Annotated in this window: 8 protein-coding genes and 1 pseudogene; 1 reads left to right on the forward strand and 8 read right to left on the reverse strand. The window is 74.0% G+C overall.

From position 1 onward, the window contains the following. Window positions 1–211: 211 nt before the first annotated feature. The 5 genes and pseudogenes from HYE82_RS30730 to HYE82_RS30745 form a co-directional block, all read right to left on the reverse strand. A complete protein-coding gene (locus HYE82_RS30730; protein WP_309144501.1) occupies window positions 212–1,336 on the reverse strand; it encodes a PP2C family protein-serine/threonine phosphatase in 1,125 nt (374 codons plus the stop codon). Window positions 1,337–1,671: 335 nt separating this feature from the next. Then, window positions 1,672–2,139: an NUDIX hydrolase gene (locus HYE82_RS30735; RefSeq protein WP_179177478.1), complete on the reverse strand. Its 468-nt coding sequence runs from the start codon at window positions 2,137–2,139 to the stop codon at window positions 1,672–1,674. An 85-nt stretch (window positions 2,140–2,224) separates the two neighbouring features. Further along, window positions 2,225–2,326: pseudogene (locus HYE82_RS38575) on the reverse strand (YdcF family protein); the annotation flags it as partial. A 178-nt stretch (window positions 2,327–2,504) separates the two neighbouring features. Further along, window positions 2,505–2,819 carry a 4a-hydroxytetrahydrobiopterin dehydratase gene (locus tag HYE82_RS30740; RefSeq protein ID WP_179177473.1) on the reverse strand — a complete coding sequence of 105 codons (315 nt, stop codon included), beginning with the start codon at window positions 2,817–2,819 and terminating at the stop codon, window positions 2,505–2,507. A gap of 1 nt (window position 2,820) precedes the next feature. Beyond that, window positions 2,821–4,068 (reverse strand): Twin-arginine translocation pathway signal, encoded by a 1,248-nt coding sequence (locus HYE82_RS30745; RefSeq protein WP_179177474.1) that lies wholly within the window; start codon window positions 4,066–4,068, stop codon window positions 2,821–2,823. A 144-nt stretch (window positions 4,069–4,212) separates the two neighbouring features. Between HYE82_RS30745 and HYE82_RS30750 the strand changes: the two genes are divergently transcribed. Beyond that, on the forward strand, window positions 4,213–4,527 hold the full coding sequence (locus HYE82_RS30750) for a DUF6415 family natural product biosynthesis protein (RefSeq protein WP_179177475.1): 315 nt from the start codon (window positions 4,213–4,215) through the stop codon (window positions 4,525–4,527). Between the two features lie 201 nt (window positions 4,528–4,728). On the opposite strand, the gene HYE82_RS30755 is transcribed toward HYE82_RS30750, so the two are convergent. From HYE82_RS30755 to HYE82_RS30770, 3 genes are all read right to left on the reverse strand, one after another. Continuing rightward, window positions 4,729–5,949 (reverse strand): FAD-dependent oxidoreductase, encoded by a 1,221-nt coding sequence (locus tag HYE82_RS30755; RefSeq protein WP_179177476.1) that lies wholly within the window; start codon window positions 5,947–5,949, stop codon window positions 4,729–4,731. Further along, complete coding sequence (locus HYE82_RS37380) at window positions 5,946–7,568, reverse strand: FAD-dependent oxidoreductase (RefSeq protein ID WP_218783257.1); 1,623 nt, start codon at window positions 7,566–7,568, stop codon at window positions 5,946–5,948. The genes HYE82_RS30755 and HYE82_RS37380 overlap by 4 nt, the downstream gene beginning before the upstream one ends. Beyond that, the coding region (locus HYE82_RS30770) for a molybdopterin oxidoreductase family protein (RefSeq protein ID WP_179177477.1) at window positions 7,565–8,103 on the reverse strand (539 nt) is incomplete at its 5' end. The genes HYE82_RS37380 and HYE82_RS30770, both read right to left, overlap by 4 nt.

Genomic DNA, 8,103 nt, shown 5'->3' on the forward strand with positions numbered 1-8,103 from the left:
GCACCGCCCCCACCGGTGCACCCGTCCCTCCGCCGCCCCACCGGAGCGCCGCGCCCGGCCGGAATTTCAGGACCGGCCGCCTCCGCCCGCCCTTCGGGTTCCCGCCGAACCCGGGGGGCGCCGCGCTGTGGCGGAGCCGGCGTGGCCCTCCATCTCGCGGCCGACGGACGCGGTGAGCACTCCGGTCGGCGGGTTCTGCCGAGCACCGCGCTCAGGACGTGGTCGGAGGATCAACGCCGTCCGTCGCCTCGGGAGGCGGGGGCTGCGCCGACGACTGGTCGCCCGCTTCCTCGTCGAGCCGTTCGACGACGAGCATCGCCGCGTCGTCCGCCAGGTGGCCCCCGGTATGACGGATCAAGGCCTGGTGCAGTTGTTCCAGGAACTGCGGCGGGGTACAGGGGGCCAACGCTTCCACGGCCCTCGGCAAGGCGAAGAAAACGTTGTCGGGACTGCGGGCTTCGATCACCCCGTCGGTGTGCAGCAGCAGACGGTCACCGGGTACGAACGGATAGCTCTCCGCCTTGACGGGAGGACCGGTGACGAACTCGTCCAGGCCCAGGGGCGGCAGCGGTGAGCCGGGCATGAGGGCCTGAACCTTCCCCCGGTGCAGCAGCAGCGGAGGCGGATGGCCGCGATTGACCACCTGGACCTCGAATGCGTCCGGCACCTGCGCCACGAGCACGGTGACGAAATCCTCCGCCCGGTCCTCCCTCTCGCACTGGTCCGCCGCATTCGGCGAGGCCCGCTCCCGGTGCAGCGCGGCCGCGCAGTGGTCCACCACCTCCACCAGGTCGTCCTCGTAGTGCACGGCCTCCCGGAAGGCGCCCAGCACGGCCGAAGCCAGACCCACGGCAGGCAGCCCTTTGCCGCGGACGTCCCCCACGATCATCCGGACCCCGTACCGGGTCTGTACGGCCTCGTACAGATCGCCGCCGATCTGCGCTCCCGTCTCAGCCGAGAGGTACATGCTGGCCGCCCGGACCGGGCCCAGCCGGGCAGGTGCGGGCCGCAGCAGGACCCTCTGTGCCGCCACGGCGATCCGGCGGACCTGGTTGAGCTCGCTCTGCCGGCGCGCGTGCACGGCTCTGCTCGTGATGACACTGGCCACGGCCACCACGAGGAGGCCCAAGAGGTTGCTGTAGATCAGCATGCCGCCCCACGCGTCGTGCAGGGTGGTGGTGGTCAGGCTTACGGACAGGGCTCCCGCCGCTGCCGCGAGGGTGCCCATCGGGCCCATCGTCAGCGAAGCCAGTGCCGGTGTCGCGGTGAGGAGAGGGCCGGTGTAGATGTCGTGCACGGGCGAGAGTTCGACCCCCAGCCCGAGCAGGATGATCACGAACGGCACGCACTGCGCGACTCGGAAAAGGGCCCGGCTGTGCTCGCCCCCTCCGGGCAGATGACCTGGGCGGAAGAGAGTCCGCATGGGTCCAGCCTGCCTTGCCGAAGTGGAGTATTCCACTCATCGCCCTGCAGCCTCCCGGGCCATCCGGGACCTCGGGCCGACGCCTCCCCGGCGCTACGCCGCCCCGGACACCGCACCTCGACTCCACGAGGTGGCCCACCGGAGCCGCGCGCATCGGCCGGAACCCGGGCCCGGCCGCCCCCGCCCTGCCGCCGCCCTTCGATCCCATCCGAACCCGAAGCCAGCAGGTGGTCGGCTGCCCACGCCGGTCAGCGCACGACAGGGCCGTTCGCCGCTCGCCAGTCATCGAAGCGCTTGCGGATGCTCGGCACCATGGGGAGGCCGTCCACCTCATCGGGAGCGAACCACGCCACCTCAAGGGACTCGTCCGACGTCCGGAGGGTGCCGCCGGTCGGCCGGGCCAGCAGGCAGACGGAGAACTCCTGCCGCACCTCGCCGTCGTCGTACGCGAACACGTGCCCCGGGTTGCTGTACGTTCCGACGATGCCGGTGACCTCCACCCGGATGCCGGTCTCCTCCCACGTCTCCCTGGCCGCGCACTCCGCGACGGACTCGCCCAGCTCCATCTTCCCGCCGGGCAGCGCCCACATCCCGTTGTCGGTGCGCCGCTGCAGCAGGACCCGGCCCTCGCCGTCCACGACGACCGCCGAAGCCGCCGGCACCAGGCTGGTCGCCTTCGGGGCATCCGGGTCGTCCTCGTAGTCACGCCTGGGCATTTCTCCGGCCTCCCGTACGTCGAGCCCGCGGCTGCACAGTTCCTCGACGTGTGCCGCGAACCGGTCGAACGCGTCGTCCACCCGGTCAGGTGCTGATGAGACGGCTGATGAAGCCGTCGCGGATGAGGGACTCGTACGCGGCATGCACGTCCTCCGGGACATCCTGGGCGATGGCGAAGCCCTGCTTGACGCATGGGGTGGTAGTCCCAGATCAGCCGGGCGGCCTGCCGCTGATCCTCGGTGATGCTCTGCTGGTCGTCGCCCACGCCCGTTCTCCCACGGGCGCCGCTGACCGCTGCCCCGCCCCTCGGGTTCCCGCCCACCCGACGGGCGCCGCCATGTCCCGGGCGGGGGCTTCGCTGTCCTCAGTCCAGGGGGATGGCCTGGTGTGCGGCGACTATCTCGTCGATGCGGCGGGCGAGGTCGAAGTCGGCGGCGGTCAGCCGGTGCCCGGCGTCGTGGGTCGTGATCGCCGCCCGCAGGTGGTCGATCCGCAGGTCGAGGTCCGCGTGGTGCTGGATCCGCCTGGACCTGTCGGCGATCGTGACGATCGCGGCCACCGCGGCGTGGTAGCGGATCTCGTAGGTGCGGGTGATCTCGTTGCCCTCCCGCTCCCACCCCGGCAGGCCCGACAGCTCCTGCTCGATCGCTTCGTCGGACAGCGGCTGCGGTACACCCATGTCAGCTCCCCTCGGTCACGGGTGCCAGCACCTCGGTGAGGTCCCGGCCTTCCGGCGCATCCTGCCATGGCGTCATGGTCCGCTTCAGGGAATGCAGTTCACGGACCAGGCGCGCGGAGCGGGTCTCAAGGGCGATGGCCGCGGCCTCCCGCGCGAGCCCGACGGCTTGATCCGGTTTTCGGGCTGAGGCCGCAGCGGCGGCGTGGCGGGCGAGATAGACGCCGCGATCCCGCCGGGCGGTCGCCGGCACGTCGGCGACGAGCTGAGTCCAGAGGCTGTCGGCCTCGTTGCCGAGGCCGAGACGCCCGTAGCAGGTGGCGCGCTGCACCTCCAGGTAGCCCGGCGTTCGTCGGCACGCGTTGCCCCAGGGGAGGCGGTCGTCGACCCTGCCGAGCAGTCTGCCGGCACCATCGATGAGCTGGTCCACGGCCTGTCGGTCGCCGGTGAGGCTGGCGCCGTGGGCCTGCTGCTGCATGGCCATGATCCGTACCTTGGGGACGAGCCGGTCGGAGTCCTCCAGCGCAGCCTCGCACAGGTCGATGACCCCATGGCCGTCACCGAGGTCCGTACGGACTTGGGCCAGGTTGACGAGGCTGTAGCCGATCAGTTGCGGGTCCCGGGAACGTGCCGCGATCTCCTGCGTCACCCCTCGCCAGAAGGCGGCCGCGCCGAGATCACCGGCGTCCTGGTACAGCCAGCCGACGAGCGCCGCATAGGCGGCACCGACACTGAGCAAACCCCGGCGGGTTTCTCCCTTCGCGGACCTGACCAATTTGTCGATCAGCTGATATTGGGCCGACACGGTTCCGATCAGGTCGTGCGGGCCGAGAAACATGTCCGCGCGGTAGTGCCCCTCCAACTGCTCCTGAAAGTAGGTGATCAGCGCGGGGTCGACGTACTGAGGGGCGGTCGGACCGGGCACGAGCGCGGCCGCTGTGACGGAGACGAACGTCCTGCGCTTCACGTCTTCCTCTCGATGTCTCTCGGGGCGCATCCACCCGTGGGGCACCGTGAATCCGAGGTCCTCGGGCCACCGTCCGAGCGCATCGTGCAGCACGATCGCGGTCTCCTCCGGCGGCCACCCGGGCCGCGTACCCTCCCATCGGCGCCATGTCCGGGCACTGACGGTGAAGTGGGCGTCATCGAGGAGTCGTTGACCGTGCCGGGTGAGCTGCGCGGCGGCGGCTTCCATGGTGCGCCAGCCGACCAGGAGCCGGGCTGCCCTCAACGCATCGTTGCGGTGGCTCATGAGCCCAGTCTGAGGTGCCGTGGCGGCCGTATCCAGCGATGGCCGCGACGTGGCCGTGCGTGGCCGCCCGATGGCCTATCCGCCCATCAGCGCGCCTGCCCATCATCGACCCATCACATCCGGTGACGACGTGAGGGAGCGCACATGACGGGTATCGACCAGGCGGAGCTGGATGCGGGGGCGCGGCTGATTGTGCGGGCTCTCGTGCCGTTCGAGCAGAAGCCGGCTGACGGCGAGATCGCCGGGATCGCGGTCGACCTCCAGGTGTACGGCGACCTGTGGTTCCCCGAGGTCGCGGCCCTCGGCAGCGCGGATGCGGTGCGGGTGCTCGACGACTGGAACGCCGTCCTGCGCGAGGGGCCGGCCGACTCGCCGTTCGGCCGGTGGACCCACACCCGGGCCCTGGCCCGCGTGCTCCGCCGGCTCCACGCGCTGCTGTCCCGGGTCGCGGCCGCGTGAGCACCGGCCGTGTCTGCGCGCGCTGTCAGCGCCTGATCCGCACCACGGAATACGTGAAGGTCATTCCGTTCTCGGCTTCGGGCGCCCGCCCCGATCAGTACCTCCACCGCCATGGCGATCCTGACTGCCACCCGGGCCGTGCGGCGGAGCGCGGGGGCCGGTCGGGAATGGACCGGCCGTAGGACCGGTCGGCGCGGCAGGTCAGGACGCCGGGGACAGGAGGCGGTGGGCTGCTGCGGGGGCCGGGCGGCCCACGAAGGGGAGGAGGTCGGCGTAGGCCTGGGCGTCGCCCACCAGGATGCCGCCCAGGAGGGTGCGGCCGTCGGCGTCCAGGACGAGCTTCGCGTACGTGCCCTGTGTCCGGTCCAGGCAGCTCACCGCCAGGGAGCCATCGGCGCTCGCGTGGGCGTCGCCGAAGCTCGCCACCTCCACGCCGAGCAGCTTCAGCTTCGTTGACATGTCCGCCTGCTCGAAGGGGTCTGCGCCCAGGCCCAGCAGCTGGCGGGCCACCGATTCGGCCATCCGGTAACCGGGGGCGGCCAGGCCGTGGCAGCGGCCTGACACGGCCGCGCATTCGCCGATCGCCCAGATCCGGGCGTCGTCCGTGCGGCACAGGGCGTCCACCAGGAAGCCGCCGCGTTCGCCGGTGTCGAGGCCTGCGGGCCGGGCCAGTTCGTCTCGGGGGCGTACGCCCGCCGAGAAGACCACCACGGACGCTTCGAGGGCGGTGCCGTCCGCCAGGACCACCGCCGAGGCGCGGCCGTTCGGGCCCGGTCGTACCGATGCTGTGGCGACGCCGCAGTGGGCGTGGAGGCCGCGTTCCGCCACCCGCCGGCCGAGGACGTCGCCGCCGGCCGTGTCCACCTGGAGCGGCATCAGCCGTGGGGCGAGTTCCACCACGTGCGGCTCCATGCCGAGCAGCCGGAGTGCGTTGGCCGCTTCCAGGCCGAGGAGGCCGCCGCCGATGACCACGCCGGGGCGGCCCGGCACGGCCGCCGCGCGGATGGCGTCGAGGTCGGTGAGGGTGCGGTAGGCGAAGCAGCCGGGCAGGTCGTGGCCGGGTACGGGAGGGATGAAGGGCTTGGAGCCGGTGGCCAGGACCAGGGCGTCGTAGCCGACGGTGTCGCCGGCGGTGGTGGTCACCGTACGGGCCGTGCGGTCGATCGAGGCGACGGCCGTGGCGAGCCGCAGCTCCACCCGCGGGTCCGTCGCGAGGCCGGGCGCGGGCAGGCCGAGGTCGGCGGCGCTGCGGCCGTCCAGGTACGAGGAGAGCGCGACCCGGTCGTACGCGGGGTGCGGTTCCTCGGCGAGGACCACCACCCGCCAGGATCCGGCCCGGTCCAGGGCCCGCAGTTCCTCCACGAGGCGGTGGCCGGCCATGCCGTGTCCGGCGAGGACGAGGGTGCGGGGGGTGTGGCTCATGACGGGGTGCTCCCGGTTCGGACCGGGCCGCACAGTGAGCGCACGGCGCTCGTGCAGCCGCCGCAGCCGGTGGTGGCGCGGGTCGCCGCGGCGACCTGTTCCACGTCGGCGGCGCCGGCCCGGCAGGCCTCGGTGATGGCGTGCTTGGTGACGTTGTTGCAGCGGCAGACGACGGCGTCGTCGGGAAGCTCGTCCGCGCCAGGCGCGGCGGGCGGGATGCCGAGCAGGAACTCCAGCCGCCCGGCGGGTACGGGCAGGCCGCGCTCGTACAGCCGGCTCACGGCGGCGATGGCCCGCGGCAGGCCGAGCAGGACCGCGCCGGTGATGCGCTGGTCGTGCAGGGTGAGGCGGGCGTAGCGGCCGCGGGTGGGGTCGGTGAAGGTGACCACCTCGGCGCCGCTGCCCGTCGGGTGCGTGCCGTCCGCCGGGTCAGCGCCGCCCGCCGGGTCAGCGCCGCCCGCCGGGTCAGCGCCGCCCGCCAGGGCTGTGCCGGCCGCCAGGGCTGTGCCGTCGGCCCGGTCCGTACCGGCCGAGGGGTGCGCGCCGCCTGCCGCCTCCGCGCCGGGCGCTGCCTTCGCACCGCCCGCAGCCTGCGCGTGGGCCGCCCGGGCCGCGTCGGGTGACAGGGCCGGGTCCCGGCCCAGGCGGACCAGGTCGAGGCCGGGGAGGCGGAGCCGGGTGATCTGGCGCGTGCCGTGGTGCTCCGGGCCGCCGCCGGCTCCCGTCAGGTGCCGGGCCAGGGACTCGGCCTGTGCCCAGGCGGGTTCGAGGTGTCCGGCGGTGTCCCCGGGGTGCTCGGCGCAGTCGCCGATGGCGTGGATGTGCGGGTCGTCGGTGCGGAGCCGGCCGTCGACGGTGATCCCGGAGCGGACCGTGAGGCCGGTCCGGCGGGCGAGTTCCGTCTCGGGCACGGCTCCGGTGCACAGCAGCAGGGTGTCCGCGGCCAGCACGCTGCCGTCGTCCAGGGTGAGCTTGCCGGAGCAGTGGCCGGTGGCGCGGCGGCCCGTGTGGAGTTCCACGCCCAGGTCGGTCAGGTGTCGGACGAGGAGCGCGCCGGCGGTGGCGTCGACGTGCCGGTGCAGGGGGTGCGGCCCGCGGTGGACGAGGGCCACCTCGTGGCCGGCCCGGCGCAGGGCGGCGGCCGTCTCGACGCCGAGCAGCCCGGCGCCCAGGACGACGGTGCGGCGCGCGTCGGGCGCGGCCCGCAGCACGTGTTCGGCGTCGGCGAGGGTGCGCAGGGTCAGGACGCCTTCGGCGCCGCCGGGCCGGGGCAGTCCCGGGATCCGGGGGACGCGGGGGCGGGCGCCGGTGGCCAGGACCAGCGTGTCGTAGCGGTGCACCGAGCCGTCGTCGGCGTACGCGAGGCGTCGGCGGCGGTCGATGCGGGTCACGGTGACCCCGGTGCGCACCCGGACGCCCTCGGGGAGTTCGGGCAGGGCGAGGGCGGCGGCGGGCAGCGTGCCGTCCAGGACGGAGGTCAGCAGCACCCGGTGGTAGGGGGCGCGGGGTTCGGCGCCGAGCACCGTCAGCCCGCCGCGGTGGCCGTGGTGGTGCAGCCGTTCCGCGAACCGGTGGGCGGCGCTGCCGCCGCCGACGACCAGCACCTCGCCCGCGTTCACAGCCCGGCCCCGGCGGCGTCGGCCTGCGCGGTGTCGGCTCCCGCTCCGCCGTGGGCCGGGGCCGGCCCGACGCGGACCGCGCACACCTTGAACTCGGGCATCCGGCTGCGCGGGTCGAGGGCCGCCGAGGTGATCAGGTTGGCGCGCCCGGCACCGGCGAAGTGGAACGGCAGGAACACCGTGTCCGTGCGCAGCGAGGGCACGCGCCGGACCCGGGCGGTGGTGCTGCCGCGGGCCGAGGTGACCTCGGCGGCGGCGCCCTCGTCCAGCCCCAGCCGGTCGGCGGTGTCGGGGTGGATCTCGACGAAGGCCTCGGGGGCGGCGGCCGCGAGTTCGGGGACCCGGCGGGTCTGGGCGCCCGACTGGTACTGGGCGAGGACGCGGCCGGTCGTGGCGTACAGCGGGTAGTCGGGGCCGGGGGTCTCGGCGGCGTCGCGGTGCTCGACCTCGGCGAACCGGGCGAGGCCGTCGGGGTGGGCGAACGCGTCGAGGAAGAGCCGCGGCGTCCCGGGGTGCGGGGCGGCGCCGTCGGGGG

Origin of the sequence: Streptomyces sp. BR123 (assembly GCF_013401435.1) — a bacterium.
Lineage (GTDB): Bacteria > Actinomycetota > Actinomycetes > Streptomycetales > Streptomycetaceae > Streptomyces.